Here is a 17,166-nt window from a genome sequence, read left to right on the forward strand (position 1 = left end):
CCATGGCCGAGAAGGAAACGGACGGGTCGGCAGAGGGTACGTCGGGCATGGACAAGCTCCGTGAGGAGCTGTCCAAGTTCGTGTCCGCGCAGGTGGAGAACCTTGCCGAGAAAGCCGGCGACAAACTGACGGACGTCGCCGGGCAGCTCAGCGATTCGGCCGAGAGCGGCTCGCTTCCCGCCATCGGGTCCCGCATGCTCCAGGGCGACTCACCGCTGAAGGCCTTCGTGTCGGAGAAGGCCAAGGGTGTAAAGGACAACGTCGTGGAGAAGGCCAAGAGCGCTTTCGGGGGCGGCAAAGGGAAGCGGAAGGCCAGCGGCGGCAAGGTCATGAACATCATCGAGGTTCTCGATGTCGGAGTGCCGCTCCGGGACACCTATGACTACTGGACGCAGTACGACAAATTCAGCAGCTTCGCCAAGGGCGTTCGCGACGTCTCCAAGGACGATGAGGGCGGGAGCGACTGGAAGGTAAAAGTCGGCCCTTCGTCGCGCAGCTTCAAGGCGACCGTCCAGGAACAGATTCCTGACGACCGCATCGTGTGGACCTCGGAGGGAGCCAAGGGGAGCACCCGCGGCGCGGTCAGCTTCCACGAGTTGGCGCCCACCCTGACCCGGATCGTCCTTGTAGTGGAGTACTACCCGTCGGGCTTCTTCGAGAAGACGGGCAACCTCTGGCGGGCGCAAGGGCGCCGTATGCGACTGGACTTCAAGAACTTCCAGCGATATGTGACCCTCACCAACGAAGAACCAGAAGGCTGGCGCGGCGAAATCCGTGACGGAGAAGTCGTCGTGTCCCACGATGACGCCGTCGAACAGGAAGAGGCCGAGCAGGAGGAGCAGGAGGGCGAGGAGCCCGAGGAAGGCGCCGAGGAAGACGCCGACTCCGCAGGCGACGGTGAGGGAGAAGAGGGGGCGGAGGACGCGTACGCGGACGAAGACGAAGAGGACGCGTACGAGGACGAGGACGGGGCCGACGACGAGGCCGAGGACGTATACGAGGACGAGGGCGACGAGAGCGCGGAAGACGGAGACGAAGACGAGGAGGGGGAAGCGGAGGAAGAGGAAGAAGCTCCCAAGAAGAAGACTCCCAAGAAGAAGCGAGGACAGAGGCGGCGCCGTGAGTGACGTGGACGTCCGGCAGGGCTCGTACCCCGCCTCCGGCCCTCAGACCACCAACCTCGCCGACATCCTCGAACGCGTTCTGGACAAGGGCATCGTGATCGCCGGGGACATCAAGATCGATCTCCTCGACATCGAACTGCTCACCATTCGGCTCCGCTTGTTCGTGGCGTCCGTGGACACCGCGAAAAAGGCGGGAATCGACTGGTGGGAAAACGATCCCGCGCTCAGTTCGCGAGCTTCACGCGATGCCTTGCGGGACGAGAACCGCGAACTGCGCGAACGGCTGAAGGCGCTCGAATCCGGTACGCCGGAGAAGTCACCCGAATCCGAGAGCGCGGAGAAATAGCCTGAGAGAAGGCCCACGGCAACGCCCCGAGTCGGCGAGGAACAAGGAGAACCGAGGCACATGACGGAGCGCGGGCCCGAGCTTTCGGGCGACACCATCTACGTGTTCGCTGTCTGCCGGAAACCGGACCCCTCGGTCGTGGTCGGGCTGCCGGGTGTCACCGACGAGGCACCCGTGAGCTCACTGCCTCTGGGGGCACTGACGGCCATCGTCCAGTCCGTCCGGGCAAGCGACTTCACCGACGAAGTCTGGCAGGCGCGCCTGTCCGACCAGCGGGAACTGGAACACTACGCACGCGCCCACCACGACGTCGTCGCCGCCGTCGCGGCCTGCTGCCCGACGGTCCCCCTGCCGATGGCCACCCTGTACCGCGGTGAGGACAGGGCGCGAGAGGCACTCGCCAAAGAGGCGGATCGGTTCGATGCCGCGTTCAAGCGCATTGCACGCCATGCCGAATGGGGTGTGAAGGTCTACGCGCCGCCCTGCCCGCGAGACGACACGGTACAGACGGCGCCCCGGCGCGTGACGCCGCCCGAGCGGTCGCGCCCGGCGCCTGGAGCCGGCCTCGCCTACCTGAATCGAAAACGAGGCGCACAGGAGCGCCGCGAGCGGATCCAGGACGAGGCACTGAGGACCGCGGAAGAGGTGGACACCGAAGTCCGGGGCCTCGCCACCGCCTCCCGCACGTTGCGACCGCACGTCCAGCCCGCTGGGGAACGCCGGGTCCAGGTGCTCAACGCGACCTACCTGGTGGCCGAACACCGCGCCGACGAACTGGCTCTGCTGACACAGACGCTGCGGGAACGCACCGGGGCGGAAATCGAGCTGTCCGGGCCATGGGTGCCCTATTCCTTCGTCGGTGAGGTGTAGACCGTGACGCACGACGCGGTGCCCTGGGACGACCCCGGGCCCCTGAGCGGTCCTATCGGCGTTCCGCTCGTGGATCTGCTGGACCGCGTCCTGGCGACCGGCGTGGTGATCAGCGGGGACCTGGTCATCGCCATCGCCGACGTCCCCCTGGTGCGGCTGTCCCTCCATGCCCTGCTGTCGTCCGTCAACGAGCGCGTCCCGGCTCCCTGGGCGGACGGCGGCCCCCTGTGAGCGGCTCCCGGCTCGACCTGGACTCCGACCGGATGGGGCGCGACCTGGTCGCCCTGGTACTCACCGTGGTCGAACTGCTCAGACAGCTGATGGAGCGCCAGGCGATCCGCCGTGTCGAGCAGGGTGACCTCAGTGACGAGCAGGTCGATGAGATCGGGACCACGCTCATGCTCCTCGACCAGCGGATGGCGGAACTCTGCGAGCAGCACGGAGTGCGCCCGGAGGATCTCAATCTCGACCTGGGCCCGCTCGGGACCCTTCTGCCCAGGAGTTGACGCGGTTGATCCGACCGGTTGCGGAGGCGTGCCCGGCCTCTTCCGGACCCAGCCCGAGCGCCTTGGGCCCCAGGCTCACCCCGGTGCAGGTCCTGAGTCGTCTCCCAGGGCGATGTGTGCCGTGACGCGTTTGCCGGACGGTTCTGCCTGGACCTGGAACTTCCGCGTGACGGCCCTGACGATCTCCAGGCCGTGCTGACCGATTCGGAGGGGGTCGACGTCGAAGACGATCGGCTGGGCGCGGCCGCTGTCGCGCACGGTCACCTCGACCGTGGACTCCTCGATGCGCAATTCCATGAGGATGGGCCCCGGCGCGTATTTACGGGCATTGGTGACCAGCTCGCTGACCACCAGCTGGGTCAGGTCCATCACACGGGCGGAGACGGCAACGTTCTGATCTGCCTGGGCATGGGTGAGGAAGTCCGCCGCGACATGGCGCGCCGCGGCGATGCAGGTGTTGCCTCCGTTCAAAGGGACAGCGGTGGCTATGGGGTGAGTGCTCGGCGGCTCCGAGTCCTTACCGGATGAGTCCATTTCTCTTCACCTTCGTTCCCTATTGTCCCGACATGTACCCCGGGTGGCGCGGAAGATGTTGCTCTCACGCACCTGCTTCGCTGTGCGGGCGTGCCGCCTCGTGCGTTGGGACAGCGGTGCGTGGTGGGCAGTGCCGGTCCGCCGCTTCCGGCGCCGGGAGCGTTGCGTGCTGTTCGCGGCCGCCGATCGGGGTCCGATCCGGTCCGCCGCGGGCGGCGTGGGATCCCCCTGGAAGGGACATGACGGCCGATGTGTGCCGAACGACCCGGAAGACCCGGACCGAGAGGCCCGCAGACTGGGGACCATCTCCTGTGATAAAACGCCGGTGCGGCGCATAATGTCGTTTCCGTGCCAATGACAATTCCCGCAACCATTGACGAATCCGCCGATCTAGCCGTCAAGAAGTCCCGGCTTGTCCGCTCGCCGGCCCGCTATCTGGTCTCCGCGATGCTCGCCGGCATTTACATCGGCGTCGGCGAGATTCTGCTGCTCAGCGTTGCGGGGCCGCTGGAGGCAGGCCATTCGGGCGTCGTCAGGCTGGTGGAGGGCGCGGTGTTCCCCGTCGCCCTGCTGCTGGTGCTGTTCGCCGGTGCCGATCTGTTCACGAGCCAGTGCATGACCATGACGTTCGGCGTGCTCAGCCGCCGGACCACCTGGGCGGACCTGGCGCGGGTCTGGGTGATGTCGCTGCTCGGCAACCTGGTGGGCGCCGTGGTCTTCGCCCTGTTCATAGGCATGGCCGGGACCCTCAAATCCGGACCCTCCGCCAGCCTGCTGGGCTCTTTGCTGGCCGCGAAGGAAGCCGCGTCGGGCGGAGAGCTGTTCGCACGCGCCGTGCTCTGCAACATGCTGGTGTGTCTGGCCGTGTGGATGTTCACCCGGGCATCGGGCGACGGCGCGAAGGCCACCATGGTGTGGTGGCCGGTGTTCGCCTTCGTCGCCAGCGGATTCGAGCACAGCATCGCCAACATGTCGCTGTTCTCGCTCGGCATCGTCAACGGTCAGGCGGAGGTCGCTGACCTCGCCCGCAACCTCGCCTTCACCGTTCCGGGCAACATCGTGGGCGGAGCGGTGCTGGTCGCCGCCGCGTACTGGTTCGCGAACGACGGCGGCCGTACGGCCGTCAGCAAGGCCCCCGTCGAACCGTCCGTCCCGGCCCAGGACACCGCCCGCACCTCCGCCACGGTCTGACCCCCGGTCTCTGAACGGCGCCGACGACATCACTGTCGTCGGCGCCGTCCCGTTCGGGGTCCTTGGTCGTTCTCGGCGGCCTGCCCCGCGTTTCATTCGGGAGCGGGAGGTGGCCGGGTCCACGCTGCCGCGGCCGCCCGCGCCGTGGGCTGGATCGCGAAGACCTGTTCCAGACCGGTCATGCGGAAGGTCCGGATCACTCCGTCCGGAACCGCGGCCAGAACGACGGACGCGTCGGATGCCAGCGCGTGGTTGCGGGCGGCGATGAGGACCGTGATGCCGGTGGAATCGCAGAAGGTGAGCCGGCCCAGGTCGATGACGAGTTGCTGGCCGGGGGAGAGGACGAGGCCAGGGAGCAGTCTGCGGATGTCGGGTGCACTGTGATGGTCCAGGGCGCCGGTCAGCTCCACCACCGGGCCCGCCGGTGTGGTGCGGGTGCGGACGGTCAGCTCGCGGGTCACATCTGCTCTTCACTGCTGTGTCGGGGCACGTTGAAGGCCAGGACCGCGGTGTCGTCGTCCACGCCGGTGCCGAAGGTGTCGAGCAGGTCCCGGATCGCGGCCACGGCGTCGCGGGCGGTGGTGGGTGCCAGCTCCTGGGCGAACTCCAGCAGCGCTTCGTCGCCGTAGCGGCCGTCGGCGGCACCGGCGGAGTGGGCTTCGGTGAGACCGTCGGTGTGCAGGAACAGCGTGTCGCCGGGGTCGAGGCGGATGGAGGTGGTGGCGATGTGGGCGTCGGGCAGGACGCCGACGAGTTGGCCGCCGGGGGTGGGAAGAAAGTTGGCGTGGCCGTCGGAGCGCATCAGCAGGGCCGGCGGGTGGCCGCCGCTGGCCAGGGTGACCTGGAAGCCGCCTGCGTCCCCCTCCGGGGTGAGCAGGCCGAAGATGACGGTGCAGAAGCGTGGGTCGTCGCCGTTGTACTCGTGATTCAGGACAGTGTTGAGATTGGCCAGCACCGCCGCGGGGTCGGGGTCGTACACGGCGGCCGCCCGCAGTGTGTAGCGCGCCAGAGAGGTGACGGCCGCGGCGGCCGCGCCCTTGCCGCAGACGTCGCCCAGGAAGAATCCCCAGGTGCCGGAGTCCAGGGGGAACAAGTCGTAGAAGTCGCCGCCCACCTCGTCGGCGGAGGCGACATGGTAGTACGCGGCGACGTCCAGTCCGGGCACGTCCACCAGGGTGGGAGGCAGCAGAGTCTTCTGCAGGGTGGCGTTCAGTCGCTTCAGACGTTCGCGTTCCCGGTCCGATTCCTGACGTGCTCGCAACAGTTCGGACTCGTACGTGCGCCGGTCCCGGGCGTCGAAGACTGTCGTGCGGATCAGCAGCGGCTGTCCGTCACTGCCGCTGCGAACGACAGAGGTCACCAGAACCGGGAGCCGGCCGCCCCCGGCGGTTCTGAGTTCCAGGGCGATGCCGCTGATCTCACCCTGCATACGGAGCAATGGGCCGAAGTGGGTCTCGTGGTAGAGCCGGCCTCCGACGGTGAGCAGATCGGCGAAGTCCTTCCGGCCCACCAGGTCGCTGTTCTCGTATCCGAGCCAGTTCAGCAGAGTCTGGTTGATTTTCGCGATGCGGCCGTCGAGGGTCGTGGACAGGTAGCCGCACGGCGCGTGTTCGTACAAGTCCTCCGCGCTGTCCTCCAGCAACGCGGAGAACGCGGCCTGGTCGGCGCCGGGCTGAGATTCCGGGGCGGAACTCTCACCATTCCCGCTGAGGCCGGTTCTGCACATCAGCGGCCTGCTCCGGCGAAGGCAGCGATCGCGGCAGCTGTCTCCTCCGGGGCGGCGAGCTGCGGACAGTGCCCGGTGGCATTCAGCGTGATCAGCCTGCTGCCGGGAATCCGCGCCTGCACGAACGCCCCCACCTCCGGCGGGGCGATCGCGTCCTTGGAGCACCGCGCCACGAGGGTCGGAACCCGCACATGGGCAAGCGACTCGCGGTGGTCGGACAAGAACGTGACCCGGGCGAAGACCCGGGCGATGTCCGGATCGGTGCGGCAGAAGCTGTTGGTCAGCTCCTCACCCAGTTCCGGACGCTCGGGATTACCCGTGATGACCGGGGCCATGGCACGCGACCAGCCGAGATAGTTCGCGTCCAGCGACTCCAGAAGCTCCTCTATGTCCTCGGCGCTGAACCCGCCGCGATAGCCGGTTGCCGGGTCGTCGATGAAGCAGGGAGAGGGGGCGAGAAGCAGCAGACCGCTGAACGCATCGGGCTCCAGCGCGGAGGCCACGACACCCATCATGGCGCTCACCGAGTGTCCGACGAACGTCACGGGACCCAGCGCGAGCTCGTGACAGATCTCCAGTACATCCTCGGCGTAGCCGTCGATCGTGGAGTATCGCCGCTCGCTCCACGACGCCAGGTCGGAGCGCCCTGCCCCCACGTGGTCGAAAAGCACCACCGTGAAATCGCGCTCCAGCAGCGGCACCACCAGGCGCCACATGTTCTGGTCGCACCCGAATCCGTGCGCGAGCACCACGACGGGGCCGCCCGTCCGGCCGGTCACCCTTACGTGGTTCCTGCCCCACACGTCCATGGAGCCATCTTCGCAGACCGCTCCTGGGACCCGGCCGGAAGTCCCGGCCGGCCCGTTGACCACGCGTGATCGTGTCAGCCACGTGTGGATCACCACCTGGGGGACTCCCCGCGGCTGAGCGGCTGAGCGGCTGAGCGGCTGAGCGGCTGAGCGGTCCGCCGGGCCCTCAGGACGGGTCCGGGACGGCCTCGGGCCGGTTCAGTGCCTCCTCCGGCGAGGCCGCGGGCGGCAGGATCTTCGAGAGCCCCGTCAGCCGGAACATGCGGAGCGTCAGCGGATGGGCGCAGACCAGGTGCAGCCGGCCGCCCCGGTCGAGGACGCGGCGCCTGGCGCGGTACAGCAGCCGCAGCCCCGAGCAGTCGAAGAACTCGACGCACCGCAGGTCGATCACGACCTGCGGTGCGGGGTCCGAGGTTGCCGCGTCCAGGAGCGGGGTGATCTCCGTCGAGGCGAGCAGGTCGATCTCCCCGTGCAGTTCCAGCACCACATGACCGTGGGCATGGTGGATCCGCAGATGACTGGTGCACGGTGCGAACTCGCTCGCCACGCGGACATCACCTCCAGCCGGCTGTGGGCCTGCTCCCGATCGCTCGAGAGCGGGCTCACCGGAGGCCGGGGCGACGACTCGTCAAGCGATCACTGGACACGACCAGGGCGCCGGTTCGATGTAAAACCGTTTCCTGCTCTGCAAGTTACCCTCGTTGAGGTGAATTCCAGCATGTTCGATTGACATATGTCTTCGCTGTGCGCGGCGAGTTGGCCGCTGCGCACGGCCACCGCTGTACCCGGTGGCCGCTGCGCTTGGCGGCCGCTGTACCCGCCCGCCCGGCGGCGCGGTCGCGCGGCCGTCAGTCGACCACCAGGACCAGCTTCCCCGTGGTCCGGCCCGTGTCGCCCAGGGCGTGTGCCTTGGCGGCGTCGGCGAGCGGGAAGGTCTCGGCGACGGTGGCGCGCAGCGCGCCCTTCTCGACGAGATCCGCGACCGCCCTCATGCCCGTCCGGTCGGCGTCGACGAGCATCCGCACCGCCCGGACCCCGAGCCGCTCGGCCTCCTCGTAGAACGCGTCGGACCCGACCGGCAGGATGGAGACGACCACGCCTCCGGGGCGAAGGACACGCAGCGAGCGCAGTCCCGTATCGCCGCCGATGGTGTCCAGGACGACGTCGACGTCGCGCACGGCCTCGGTGAAGTCGACGCTGGTGTAGTCGACCGGCTCGTCCACGCCGATGGACCGCAGGAAGTCGTGCTTGCCCGCGCTCGCGGTGCCGATGACGTACGCACCGAGGGACTTCGCGATCTGGACGGCCACATGGCCGACCCCTCCGGCCGCCGCGTGGATCAGCACCCGCTGGCCGGGCCGCAGGCCGGCCCGCTCGGTCAGTGCCTGCCAGGCGGTCAGGGAGACCAGCGGGAGGGCCGCGGCCTGCGTGTGGTCGATCGCCGACGGCTTACGGGTGAAGGCGCGGGCCGGGCCGGTCACGTACTCGGCGTGCGAGCCGTGGCCGAAGGGGTAGGGCAGCATGCCGAAGACCTCGTCCCCGGGCTGGAAGGCGGCGACGCCGATCCCGGTCGCCTCGACCACGCCGGAGACGTCCCAGCCGAGGACGAAGGGCGGTTCGCCGAGGAACCCGCCGTTCTCGCGGTGCTTCCAGTCGGTCGGGTTGACGCCCGCGGCCCGTACCCGGACCAGGATCTCGTTCGGTCGCGGCGAGGGCCGCTCCAGGGTCACTTCCTCAAGAACCTCGGGACCGCCGAGGACGGTCTGGCTGATGGCTCGCATCGTGTTCACAGTGCTCATGGTGAACCAGCCTGCCCGGGGGCGCCGCGACAGAAAATGGCATGATTGCCAACCTTCGATAAGATCGTGCCATGCAAAAGACGGAGCGAGCGGAACAGGCGGAGCGGGCGGGGTGCGGGGAGCGAGGGGAGCCGGGGCGGCGCGTGGAGCGCGTCGTGGTGCTGGCGCTCGACGGGGTCTATCCCTTCGAGCTGGGGATGCCCAGCCGTATCCTCGGCGCGGCGGACGGCCGCTACGAGGTGGTGACCTGCACCGTCGACGGAGGTCCGGTCCGTACCGACGCCGACTTCTCCATCACCGTCGAGCACGGTCCTGAGGTTCTGCGGACGGCGGACACGGTGGTGATCGCCGCCGTCACCCCGGCCGCCCTCCCCGTCGGACGTTCCGACGAGGTCGCCGCCGCCCTCGCGTGCATCCGTCCGGGCACGCGCATCGTCTCCATCTGCACGGGCGCGTTCGTGCTGGCCGCCGCAGGTCTGCTGGACGGGCGCCCGGCGACCACGCACTGGCATGTGGCCGACGAGTTCCGGCGCCTGTTCCCGCGGGTCGACCTGGACCCGGACGTCCTCTTCGTGGACGACGGCGACATCCTCACCTCGGCCGGAGCCGCGTCCGGCATCGACGTCTGCCTGCACATCGTCCGCCGCGACCACGGCAGCGAACTGGCGAACAAGGTGGCCCGGCGCTGTGTGGTCCCGCCGCTGCGCGAGGGCGGCCAGGCCCAGTTCATCGAACAGCCCGTCCCGGAACCCTCGACGGCGAGCACCGCCGCCACCCGCGACTGGGCACTCGCGCGCCTCGGCGACCCGCTGACCCTGACCGATCTCGCCGCCCACGCCGGAATGAGCCTGCGCACCTTCGCCCGCCGCTTCAACGACGAGGTGGGTCTCAGCCCCGGCCGCTGGCTCATCCAGCAGCGCCTCTCCCGGGCCCGTCATCTGCTGGAGGCCAGCGATCTGCCGGTGGACCGGATCGCGGGCGAGGTCGGCTTCGCGACGGGCGCCTCGCTGCGCCAGCACCTCCAGGCGACGATCGGCGTCTCGCCCCAGACCTACCGGCGGACCTTCCAGACCGCGCGCTGACCCCGGCGGGACCGTCCGCGCGAGGCCGTACGCCGTTCCCCGGGCGATCACCCGCAGCGGTCCGCGCCGGCCGGCGAACGAACGTCCGCACCCGTGCGTCGTAGGAGCACCGACGACAGGCGGAGGAACAGTGGTGAGGACGCGCAGCGGGATCGTGGCCGCGGTGGTGCTGGTGGGGCTCGCGGCGGCGGGGTGCGGCGGGGACGGGCACGACACGCTGGTGGTGACCGGCACGGTGCCCGCCACCTCGTACACCGGGCCGCTGGACCTGCCGTACACGGTGGAGGACGACGGGGACGCGCAGGAGAGTTCGGGCGCGGCGGGCCGGGCGCTGGAGTGCGAGGGGGCGATACGGGCGGGCGACGCGGGTGACGCGTGGAGCAAGGGCGACGGCGGTTCGACCCCCGAGGAGGGGCTGGAGGCGTACTTCGACATCTACCAGCCCGAACTGCCCGATCGGGGCTACCGGGTGGAGCGTGCCGAAGGGGATCGGGTCCTGTTCTCGTACGACGTCGCGGGCCGAACCAAGGTCGCCGTCGTCGTCGCCAAGGACCAGCCGCGGCGCCCGGGTTGGGGCCCGGAGACGAGCGCGTCCTGCGACCCTTCCGAGTTCCCGGCGAGCTGGACGAAGGCGCACGGGTACGAGATCTGGACGGACCGGGACGGCCACCGCGTGCCGACCACCGTGGTGTCCAGCACGGCCGGTGCCGAGCACTGCGACTGGCAGAGCGCGCACTTCCTCGACCTGGGCCGGTACGGCCGCCAGTACGCGCGCGACCCGCGCGGGGTCCTCCCGCCCGAGGCCCTCACAGCCGCCTACGACCCGGACGTCCGCATGCCCGCCGACGCGCGTGACACCGGCTACCGCTACGGCGACCGGAGGCTCTGGCTGACGCCGGACCGGTCCACGGCGTACGTCAGGACCTCGCACGGGGTGGAGGCGTGGCCGGCGACGACCTCGCGCTTCGGCTGCCGGTGAGCCGCCGGGCGGTCCGCCGCCCGGCCCGGCGTGTCATCTGCTCGTGTGCAGGGCGACCAGGAGTTGCCAGACCTCGTCCGCGACGGTGTCCGGGGTGCCCTCCAGCAGGCCGTGCAGCCAGTCCCCGAGGACGCCCGCGAAGGTGGCGGCCACCGCGGAGGCGACGAGGGGGGCGTCCGGCGCGCCGGCGAGGGTGCGCTCGGCCAGGCTGCGGGCCCGCAGGTCGCGGTGGAGCACGAGGCCCAGCGGGCCGCCGCCGCCCGGACTCAGCAGCGCGCGGTAGAGACCGGCGTGCGGGGCGAGTCCGGTGAAGAAGGCCCGCAGCGCGGGGGGCGCGGACACCGGGTCGGGCCGGCCGCGCCAGGCGTGCAGCGCCTCCACGGCCTCCCGTACGACATCGGCGCACGCGTCGACCGCCAGGGCCTCCAGATCGGCGTAGTGCACATAGAAGGTCGCCCGGCCGACCCCGGCCCGCCGCACCAGCGCGGCGACACCGGTCTCCTCCAGCGGGTGTTCGGCGCACTCCTCCAGCAGTGCCTGCCGCAGCTTCGCGCGGGTCCGGGCGGCGCGCGGGTCGTCGGGCGTCATCCGGCGAGCAGGACGGCGGCCAGGGCGAGCGCCCCCGGCAGCGCCTGGGCGAAGAGGATGCGGCGGTTCGCGGTGACCGATCCGTACACACCCGCGACCACGACACAGCACAGGAAGAAGACCTGCGCGTCATGCCCGGTCGGGTCCGCCGCGATCAGCCCCCACACCAGACCCGCGGCCAGGAATCCGTTGTACAGGCCCTGATTCGCGGCGAGCGGCGCGGTCGCCCGTGCCATCGGCGCGTCGAAGCCGTGGAGCCCCCGCCCCGGTTTCTTCTCCCACAGGAACATCTCCAGCACCAGGATGTACGCGTGCAGCGCGGCCACCAGGCCCACCAGCACGCTCGCGGCCGTTTCCATCGTCGGCGGGCTCCGATCCGTCTCGTCACTTCTTGGACAGGTTCTTGGACAGGTGTCCACTATAGCTGGACGACTGTCCAAGAAGTGACGGCGGCGGAGAATCCCGAAAACGGGTGTGGTTCAGGGAAGCCGGAAGGCCGTGCGGCTCAGGCGTCCGGCGCGGTGTACACGCGCTCCCCTCCGACGTAGGTGAGCGCGACTGCGGTCTCCCTGATCGCCTCCGGCGGTCCCGTGAACGGGTCGCGGTCCAGGACGACGAGATCAGCGAGGGCACCCGCCCGTACGCTCCCGGTGTCGTCGAGGTGGTTCACGTACGCCGTTCCCGCGGTGTACGCCGTCAACGCGGCGGTCAGATCGATGCGTTCGGCCGGCAGGAACACCGGCCCCGGCTCGTCCGGGCTCACCCGGTTGACCGCGACATGGACGCCCTGGAGCGGGTCGGGGCTGCTGACCGGCCAGTCGCTGCCCGCCGCCAGCCGCGCGCCGGAGCGCAGCAGCGACCCGAACGGGTACTGCCAGGCGGCCCGTTCGGGCCCCAGGAAGGGGATCGTCAGCTCATCCATCTGCGGTTCGTGGGCGGCCCACAACGGCTGGATGTTCGCGGTGGCGCCGAGAGCGGCGAAGCGCGGAACGTCGTCGGGGTGCACGACCTGGAGATGCGCCAGGTGCGGACGGGTGTCGCTCGGCCCGTTCGCCTTGCGCGCCGCCTCCACGGCGTCCAGGGCATGGCGTACGGCGCCGTCGCCGAGCGCGTGGAAGTGGCACTGGAACCCGAGCGCGTCCAACTCGGCCACGTACGCGGGCAGACGGTCCGGGTCGATGAAGCTCTTGCCCCGGTTCGCCGTGGCGCAGCCGCACTTGTCGAGGTACGGGTCGAGCAGCGCGGCGGTGCCGTTCTCGGCGACCCCGTCCAGCATCAGCTTGACGCTGTCGGCCCGGAACCTGCCGTGCCGCAACGCGGCCCGTCGCTCCACGAGTTCGGGGATCTGCTCGGCGCCGCGCTCCCGGTCCCACCACAGGGCGCCGACCACCCGCGCGGTCAGCGAACCGTCACGGGCCGCCGCCATGTACGCCTCCGACGGATCCTCCATGCCGAGGAAGGTGCCGACGATCGCGTCCTGCCAGGCGGTGATGCCGAGCGCGTGCAGACGCCGCTGGGCGTGCAGCAGCGCGGCGAGCCGGTCGGCAGGGGTGGCCGCGGGGGTGAGCCGGCCCACGGACTGCATGGCCCCTTCCTGAAGCATGCCGGTGGGCTCACCCGACGCGTCCCGTTCGAAGCGTCCGTCGGCGGGGTCGGGCGTGTCCCGGGTGACGCCGGCGAGTTCGAGGGCGCGGCTGTTGACCCAGGCGCCGTGATGGTCCCGGTTCGGCAGGTACACCGGCCGGTCGGGTACGACCGCGTCCAGGAGCTCCTTGGTGGGCGTACCGCCCGCGAAGGCCTCCATGGACCAGCCGCCGCCCGTGATCCACTCCCGCTCGGGGTGGGCCTCGGCGTAGGCGCGGACGGCGGCCACGGTGTCCTCGGCGGTCTTCGCGTCGGTGAGATCGCACTGGGCGAGTTCCAGGCCCGCCGGGACCGGGTGGACGTGCGCGTCCTGGAACCCGGGCAGCAGCAGCCGCCCGGCCAGGTCGACGACCTCGGTGCCCGGGCCGGCCAGGTCATGGACCTCGGCGTTCCCGACGGCGGTGATGCGCTCGCCGGTGACGGCCACCGCCGTCGCGGTGCGGCCCTCGGGAGTGAACACCGGGCCGCCGGTGAAGAGCAGGTCAGCGTGCATCGTTCCGTTTCCTTTTTCCGTTTCCTTTTTCGGGTCGCCGGAAGCTCAGTCGGCGGTGGCCAGGAGCTGGGGTGCGTCGGCGTCGGTTCCCCGCCCGGTGGTGAAGTACGCGGACCTGCGGACCCACTTGGCCCACGCTCCGGCCACGAAGCCCGAGACGATCATCAGGGTCGGGGTGAGCAGCAGGAACCAGCCGTTGTCCGCGCTGACCTCGAAATGATCGGCCGAGTCGTAGAAGGACCAGGCGAGATAGCCGCCGAGGCCGAGCAGCGCCACGGCGCTCAGAGCGGGCAGGACTACCGCGCGTATCCCGTCCCACAGGTTCTCGCGCAGCAGCCCGCGGAACCGGGCGGCCGCCGCGAGGGCGATGAGCGCGTACGACAGCGCCACGACGATCCCGACGGCGTTGACCGTCGCCATGATCATGTCGGCGAGGCGGGGAATCACCAGCGAGAGCGTCGCCACCGCCACGGCCATCGCGCCGATGAGCAGCGTGCCGGTCGCCGGAGTCCCGTACCGGGCACTGACCCTGGACCACACGGGCCCGAGCGTACGGTCCCGGCTCATCGCGAACATCCCGCGCGCCGTCGGGATCACCCCGGCCTGCAACGAGGCGACCGCGGAGAACATCAGCGCCACCAGGGGCAGCGCGGCCAGCGGCTGGTCGGCGAGCCGGTTCCCCAGGAAGGCCAGCCCCTCGGCACCGTGCCCGGCCAGTTCGTCCTCGGACAGCACCCGCTGGAAGGCCACCGAGCCGAGCAGGAACAGCCCCAGCATCGTCACCAGTGTGATCGTCCCGGCCCGCGAGGCGTCGCGCGGATCGCGCACCTCCTCGTTCACGGTGAACGCCGCCTCGAAGCCCCAGTAACAGAACACCGACAGCAGCAGGCCCTGCGCCAGCGCCGTCGCCGACGGGATCCGGAACGGGTCGAACCAGCTCAGGCTGAAGGGGTGCGTGCCGGTGACGATGCCGTATCCGCAAAAGCCCAGCAGGACGACGTACTCGAAGACCAGCAGCCCGGCCTGGAGCCGCGCCGCGGTTCTGACACCGGTCACCGCGGTGAACGTGACGGCGACGAGGACCACGACGCCCACGGCCGTGGTCTGGGCGGTCGAGCCCGGATCGAGCGCCAGCCCCGCCACCGTGTGCAGGCCCGCCTGGCCGGCGAGCTGGATCATCGCCGAACCGGTCACCGCCGTGGTGTACGCGAGGAACGCCACCGTGGCCACGATGCTCACCCAGCCGACCAGGAAACCCAGCCAGGGACTGAGCGAACGGCCCACCCACACATAGCCGTTGCCCGCGTTCGGCTCGACCTTGTTCAGCCGGGAGAAGGCGCCCGCGATCCCGAGGATCGGCACGAAGGCCAGCAGCATGATCGCGGGCAGATGCAGCCCGACCACCCCCGCCGTCACTCCGAGGCCGATCCCGATGCTGGTGGTCGCCGCCGTGCTGGAGGCGGCGATGGCGACACCGTCCAGCAGGCCGAGGGTCTTGCGCAAGGACGGGGGATCCACACCGTACGGCTTCTGCGTCATGGCCTGCTCCGATCGCACCCGGGGCCTGATTCCGGCCCGATGACCGGAATGAAACTGCCCGGGGCCTTAACAGGTCAACGGCGTTGTCATAAGGTGCCCGCACCGGAGGGAGACCCATGACGTCCACGAACGACCGCGTCGTCCCGCCCGCCGCCCGGCGGCGCAGACGCCCCACCAAGACCGGCGTCGTCCTCTCCGAGGAGCTGATCGTCGAGACCGCGCTGCGGCTGCTCAAGGAGCACGGCGCCGACGCGCTCACCGTCCGCCGCCTCGGCCTCGCCCTCGGCGCCGACCCCAGCGCCCTGTACCGGTACTTCCGCGACACCGACGACCTGCTGCTCGCCATCGCCGACGAGCTCATCGGCCGCACCCTGCGCGCCTGGCACCCCACGGGGGAGTGGCGGGCCGACCTCAGGGAACTCGGCCTGCGGGTGCACGCCGGGTCCCTCGCCCATCCGCAGGCCGCCGTGCTCAGCTCCTACCGGGTGACCGGCCGCGCTCACGAGATCCAGGCGGTGGAGACGATCCTCGGGGTGCTCCGCGGCGCCGGATTCCCCGACCCCGAGGCCGTACGGATCTACCACGCCTTCGTCGACCAGGCCCTCGCGTTCGCGGCCCTGGACGCCGCGAGCCTCGCCCTCCCCCCGGCCACCCGCGAGGCCGAGGCCGTCGTGTGGCGGGCGACGTACGCCCGGCTGCCCGCCGACAGCCACCCGAACATCGCGGCGACGGCCCGCCATCTCGTGCACGACATGCGGCGCAGCGCCTATCCGACGGCGCTCGACCTGCTGCTCGGCGCCGCCGCGGCCCGGCTCGCGGAGATCACCGCGGGCGGGTCCGCCGCAGGACCCGCGCCGAACGGGCCCGGCCCGTCACACTGAGGCCCGCTCCACCGTCATCCGTGCGGAGCGGCCTGCCCGCCCCGGGCGGGTGCGCCGCCCGTACGCCGTCGACCAGGAGGCCGTCCGCAGATGAACCCGCCCGCCCGCACCCGCAAGCAGCGCACACAGGACACGCTCGACCGGCTGGAGACCGACGTCGACGTCTGGGTGTCCACCGCCGACAGCGCCGGTGGAGCGCCGTACCTGGTACCGCTGTCCTACCTCTGGGACGGGACGGCCGTACTGCTGGCCACCCCCGCCGCCAGCCCCACGGGCCGTAACCTGCGCGCGACCGGTACGGTACGGCTCGGCCTCGGGCCGACCCGCGACGTGGTGATGATCGAAGGCACCGTCCGGACACTGGAGGCGGGCGAGCTGCCGGAGGGGACCGGCGACGCGTTCGCGGCCCGCACCGGTTTCGACCCGCGCGGACTCAGCACCCAGTACCAGTACTTCAGCGTCACCCCGGTGCGTGTACAGGCCTGGCGCGAGGCCGACGAACTCTCCGGTCGCGACCTCATGCGGGACGGCGCGTGGCTGGTGGCCGACTGACATCGCCGGGCGCATGCCCCGTGTGCCGTTCAGTCGCGGCCGGACTTGGTGGGGGAGGGCCATACGCCCGTGGACCGTTCGATGGCCTTCGCGCCCGAGCGGTCCACCGCGCTGCGGACGACCGCGAAGATCGCGCCCTGGAGGGCGGCCGCCAGCAGGACCTCGCCCCAGCCGCGGTCCTTGTCCAGGGCGTCGGGAGCGTCCTCCTCGTGCCGTAGCGCCATCCAGGTCTTCTGGAAGGCGAGTCCGGCGACAGCGCCTCCGGCCCAGCTCAGGACGAAGCCGATCGGCTTGTACGCCAGGGGCAGTTTGAGCTGCTTCCGCTTCTTGGACACCGGGACTCCTTCTCCGCTTCCGGTCCCCGCCGACCTGCGCGGACCTACTCCCACAGGGTGCGAGTGCCCTATGTGCCGCCTCGTACCCCTCGGTCCGATTGTCCCCGCCGGCCCGGTGTGAGGTGCGGACCCGAGGGAAACCGGCCGGTGTGAGTGGCGAAGAGACGA

The 17,166-nt window shown here is 70.5% G+C and carries 21 protein-coding genes; 10 read left to right on the top strand and 11 right to left on the bottom strand.

Annotated features, from left to right (window positions below; translation table 11 throughout):
• The first annotated feature begins 2 nt into the window (after window positions 1–2).
• Genes OG485_RS37805 through OG485_RS37825 form a run of 5 tightly spaced genes read left to right on the top strand, consistent with a single transcriptional unit; the run spans window position 3 to window position 2,846 of the window.
• Window positions 3–1,127 carry an SRPBCC family protein gene (locus OG485_RS37805; protein WP_328673123.1) on the top strand — a complete coding sequence of 375 codons (1,125 nt, stop codon included), beginning with the start codon at window positions 3–5 and terminating at the stop codon, window positions 1,125–1,127.
• Window positions 1,120–1,470 carry a gas vesicle protein gene (locus OG485_RS37810; protein ID WP_328673124.1) on the top strand — a complete coding sequence of 117 codons (351 nt, stop codon included), beginning with the start codon at window positions 1,120–1,122 and terminating at the stop codon, window positions 1,468–1,470. Before OG485_RS37805 ends, OG485_RS37810 begins: the two co-directional genes overlap by 8 nt.
• Window positions 1,471–1,530: 60 nt before the next feature.
• A complete protein-coding gene (locus OG485_RS37815) occupies window positions 1,531–2,340 on the top strand; it encodes a GvpL/GvpF family gas vesicle protein (RefSeq protein ID WP_328673125.1) in 810 nt (269 codons plus the stop codon).
• Between the two features lie 3 nt (window positions 2,341–2,343).
• Entirely contained in the window at window positions 2,344–2,571 is a 228-nt protein-coding gene (locus OG485_RS37820) for a gas vesicle protein (protein WP_328673126.1), read from the top strand.
• On the top strand, window positions 2,568–2,846 hold the full coding sequence (locus tag OG485_RS37825) for a gas vesicle protein K (RefSeq protein WP_326783991.1): 279 nt from the start codon (window positions 2,568–2,570) through the stop codon (window positions 2,844–2,846). Before OG485_RS37820 ends, OG485_RS37825 begins: the two co-directional genes overlap by 4 nt.
• A 75-nt stretch (window positions 2,847–2,921) precedes the next feature.
• Here the strand turns inward: OG485_RS37825 and OG485_RS37830 are convergent, their stop codons facing one another.
• Window positions 2,922–3,380 carry an ATP-binding protein gene (locus tag OG485_RS37830; protein ID WP_328673127.1) on the bottom strand — a complete coding sequence of 153 codons (459 nt, stop codon included), beginning with the start codon at window positions 3,378–3,380 and terminating at the stop codon, window positions 2,922–2,924.
• Window positions 3,381–3,734: 354 nt separating this feature from the next.
• On the opposite strand from OG485_RS37830, the gene OG485_RS37835 reads away from it, so the two are divergent.
• On the top strand, window positions 3,735–4,571 hold the full coding sequence (locus OG485_RS37835) for a formate/nitrite transporter family protein (protein ID WP_328673128.1): 837 nt from the start codon (window positions 3,735–3,737) through the stop codon (window positions 4,569–4,571).
• A 92-nt stretch (window positions 4,572–4,663) separates the two neighbouring features.
• On the opposite strand, the gene OG485_RS37840 is transcribed toward OG485_RS37835, so the two are convergent.
• The 5 genes from OG485_RS37840 to OG485_RS37860 form a co-directional block, all read right to left on the bottom strand.
• On the bottom strand, window positions 4,664–5,032 hold the full coding sequence (locus OG485_RS37840) for an STAS domain-containing protein (RefSeq protein ID WP_328673129.1): 369 nt from the start codon (window positions 5,030–5,032) through the stop codon (window positions 4,664–4,666).
• Window positions 5,029–6,297, bottom strand: a complete 1,269-nt coding sequence (locus OG485_RS37845; protein ID WP_328673130.1) for a PP2C family protein-serine/threonine phosphatase — start codon at window positions 6,295–6,297, stop codon at window positions 5,029–5,031. Before OG485_RS37845 ends, OG485_RS37840 begins: the two co-directional genes overlap by 4 nt.
• Window positions 6,297–7,106: an alpha/beta fold hydrolase gene (locus OG485_RS37850; protein WP_328673131.1), complete on the bottom strand. Its 810-nt coding sequence runs from the start codon at window positions 7,104–7,106 to the stop codon at window positions 6,297–6,299. The genes OG485_RS37845 and OG485_RS37850 overlap by 1 nt, the downstream gene beginning before the upstream one ends.
• A 166-nt stretch (window positions 7,107–7,272) precedes the next feature.
• Complete coding sequence (locus OG485_RS37855) at window positions 7,273–7,653, bottom strand: anti-sigma factor antagonist (protein ID WP_328673132.1); 381 nt, start codon at window positions 7,651–7,653, stop codon at window positions 7,273–7,275.
• A 301-nt stretch (window positions 7,654–7,954) separates the two neighbouring features.
• Complete coding sequence (locus tag OG485_RS37860) at window positions 7,955–8,905, bottom strand: NADP-dependent oxidoreductase (RefSeq protein ID WP_328673133.1); 951 nt, start codon at window positions 8,903–8,905, stop codon at window positions 7,955–7,957.
• Between the two features lie 71 nt (window positions 8,906–8,976).
• Between OG485_RS37860 and OG485_RS37865 the strand changes: the two genes are divergently transcribed.
• Window positions 8,977–9,987 (top strand): GlxA family transcriptional regulator, encoded by a 1,011-nt coding sequence (locus OG485_RS37865; protein ID WP_328673134.1) that lies wholly within the window; start codon window positions 8,977–8,979, stop codon window positions 9,985–9,987.
• A gap of 133 nt (window positions 9,988–10,120) precedes the next feature.
• On the top strand, window positions 10,121–10,966 hold the full coding sequence (locus OG485_RS37870) for a hypothetical protein (protein ID WP_328673135.1): 846 nt from the start codon (window positions 10,121–10,123) through the stop codon (window positions 10,964–10,966).
• 33 nt (window positions 10,967–10,999) lie between these two features.
• On the opposite strand, the gene OG485_RS37875 is transcribed toward OG485_RS37870, so the two are convergent.
• The 4 genes from OG485_RS37875 to OG485_RS37890 form a co-directional block, all read right to left on the bottom strand.
• Window positions 11,000–11,554 carry a TetR/AcrR family transcriptional regulator gene (locus OG485_RS37875; protein WP_326783982.1) on the bottom strand — a complete coding sequence of 185 codons (555 nt, stop codon included), beginning with the start codon at window positions 11,552–11,554 and terminating at the stop codon, window positions 11,000–11,002.
• On the bottom strand, window positions 11,551–11,913 hold the full coding sequence (locus tag OG485_RS37880) for a DUF1304 domain-containing protein (RefSeq protein WP_328445204.1): 363 nt from the start codon (window positions 11,911–11,913) through the stop codon (window positions 11,551–11,553). Before OG485_RS37880 ends, OG485_RS37875 begins: the two co-directional genes overlap by 4 nt.
• A 146-nt stretch (window positions 11,914–12,059) precedes the next feature.
• Window positions 12,060–13,691: an amidohydrolase gene (locus tag OG485_RS37885; RefSeq protein ID WP_328673136.1), complete on the bottom strand. Its 1,632-nt coding sequence runs from the start codon at window positions 13,689–13,691 to the stop codon at window positions 12,060–12,062.
• A gap of 45 nt (window positions 13,692–13,736) precedes the next feature.
• Window positions 13,737–15,230, bottom strand: a complete 1,494-nt coding sequence (locus tag OG485_RS37890) for an APC family permease (RefSeq protein WP_328673137.1) — start codon at window positions 15,228–15,230, stop codon at window positions 13,737–13,739.
• A gap of 116 nt (window positions 15,231–15,346) precedes the next feature.
• Here OG485_RS37890 and OG485_RS37895 point away from each other — a divergent pair, with 116 nt between their 5' ends.
• Window positions 15,347–16,111, top strand: a complete 765-nt coding sequence (locus tag OG485_RS37895; protein ID WP_328673138.1) for a TetR/AcrR family transcriptional regulator — start codon at window positions 15,347–15,349, stop codon at window positions 16,109–16,111.
• A 90-nt stretch (window positions 16,112–16,201) separates the two neighbouring features.
• A complete protein-coding gene (locus OG485_RS37900; RefSeq protein WP_328673139.1) occupies window positions 16,202–16,663 on the top strand; it encodes a pyridoxamine 5'-phosphate oxidase family protein in 462 nt (153 codons plus the stop codon).
• A 29-nt stretch (window positions 16,664–16,692) separates the two neighbouring features.
• Here OG485_RS37900 and OG485_RS37905 read toward each other — a convergent pair whose 3' ends face one another.
• Window positions 16,693–16,998 (bottom strand): DUF4235 domain-containing protein, encoded by a 306-nt coding sequence (locus OG485_RS37905; protein ID WP_328673140.1) that lies wholly within the window; start codon window positions 16,996–16,998, stop codon window positions 16,693–16,695.
• Window positions 16,999–17,166: the final 168 nt, after the last annotated feature.

Source organism: Streptomyces sp. NBC_00328 (assembly GCF_036139655.1).
Classification (GTDB): Bacteria; Actinomycetota; Actinomycetes; order Streptomycetales; family Streptomycetaceae; genus Streptomyces.

Bases quoted from the DNA above. Each gene is read 5' to 3' on its own strand.
- OG485_RS37875 (WP_326783982.1), bottom strand. From the start codon at position 11,554: ATGACGCCCGACGACCCGCGCGCCGCCCGGACCCGCGCGAAGCTGCGG.
- OG485_RS37835 (WP_328673128.1), top strand. From the start codon at position 3,735: ATGACAATTCCCGCAACCATTGACGAATCCGCCGATCTAGCCGTCAAG.
- OG485_RS37885 (WP_328673136.1), bottom strand. From the start codon at position 13,691: ATGCACGCTGACCTGCTCTTCACCGGCGGCCCGGTGTTCACTCCCGAG.
- OG485_RS37860 (WP_328673133.1), bottom strand. From the start codon at position 8,905: ATGAGCACTGTGAACACGATGCGAGCCATCAGCCAGACCGTCCTCGGC.
- OG485_RS37900 (WP_328673139.1), top strand. From the start codon at position 16,202: ATGAACCCGCCCGCCCGCACCCGCAAGCAGCGCACACAGGACACGCTC.
- OG485_RS37890 (WP_328673137.1), bottom strand. From the start codon at position 15,230: ATGACGCAGAAGCCGTACGGTGTGGATCCCCCGTCCTTGCGCAAGACC.
- OG485_RS37850 (WP_328673131.1), bottom strand. From the start codon at position 7,106: ATGGACGTGTGGGGCAGGAACCACGTAAGGGTGACCGGCCGGACGGGC.
- OG485_RS37895 (WP_328673138.1), top strand. From the start codon at position 15,347: ATGACGTCCACGAACGACCGCGTCGTCCCGCCCGCCGCCCGGCGGCGC.
- OG485_RS37845 (WP_328673130.1), bottom strand. From the start codon at position 6,297: ATGTGCAGAACCGGCCTCAGCGGGAATGGTGAGAGTTCCGCCCCGGAA.
- OG485_RS37815 (WP_328673125.1), top strand. From the start codon at position 1,531: ATGACGGAGCGCGGGCCCGAGCTTTCGGGCGACACCATCTACGTGTTC.
- OG485_RS37865 (WP_328673134.1), top strand. From the start codon at position 8,977: ATGCAAAAGACGGAGCGAGCGGAACAGGCGGAGCGGGCGGGGTGCGGG.
- OG485_RS37805 (WP_328673123.1), top strand. From the start codon at position 3: ATGGCCGAGAAGGAAACGGACGGGTCGGCAGAGGGTACGTCGGGCATG.
- OG485_RS37880 (WP_328445204.1), bottom strand. From the start codon at position 11,913: ATGGAAACGGCCGCGAGCGTGCTGGTGGGCCTGGTGGCCGCGCTGCAC.
- OG485_RS37830 (WP_328673127.1), bottom strand. From the start codon at position 3,380: ATGGACTCATCCGGTAAGGACTCGGAGCCGCCGAGCACTCACCCCATA.